The following is a 482-nucleotide window of genomic DNA, read 5'->3' as shown; positions in this document are numbered from 1 at the left end:
TTATCCATATGTAGAACGGTACGGATTGACTCACCTTTGTGCATCAATTCAAACGCTTCGTTTACATCTTGTAGACCCATGGTATGAGTGATGAACTCTTGAAGACCAAACTCACCTGCCATGTAGCGGTTAACGATTTCAGGTAGCTCTGAGCGGCCTTTCACGCCACCGAAAGCAGAACCACGCCATACACGACCGGTAACCAGTTGGAATGGACGCGTGGAGATCTCTTGACCCGCGCCAGCCACACCGATGATGACAGACTCGCCCCACCCTTTGTGACAGCATTCAAGCGCTTGACGCATCACGTTAACGTTACCAATACACTCGAACGAGTAGTCAACACCGCCATCCGTCATGTCAACAATCACTTCTTGGATTGGCTTATCAAACTTCATTGGGTTAATGCAGTCAGTCGCGCCAAGCTGTTTCGCTAGCTCAAACTTGCTTTCATTAATGTCTACACCGATGATTGTTTTTGC

Annotated in this window: 1 protein-coding gene; it reads right to left on the bottom strand. The window is 48.1% G+C overall.

The window, feature by feature from the left end; all coding sequences use genetic code 11:
- A partial coding sequence (locus MD535_RS25845) for a zinc-binding dehydrogenase (protein ID WP_265678140.1) occupies positions 1 to 482 on the bottom strand: 482 nt, incomplete at both ends.

Origin of the sequence: Vibrio qingdaonensis, from assembly GCF_026191675.1 — a bacterium.
GTDB lineage: Bacteria > Pseudomonadota > Gammaproteobacteria > Enterobacterales > Vibrionaceae > Vibrio > Vibrio qingdaonensis.
Note: the sequence above shows the minus strand (reverse complement) of the source record. Positions and strands in the feature narration are given on the sequence as shown.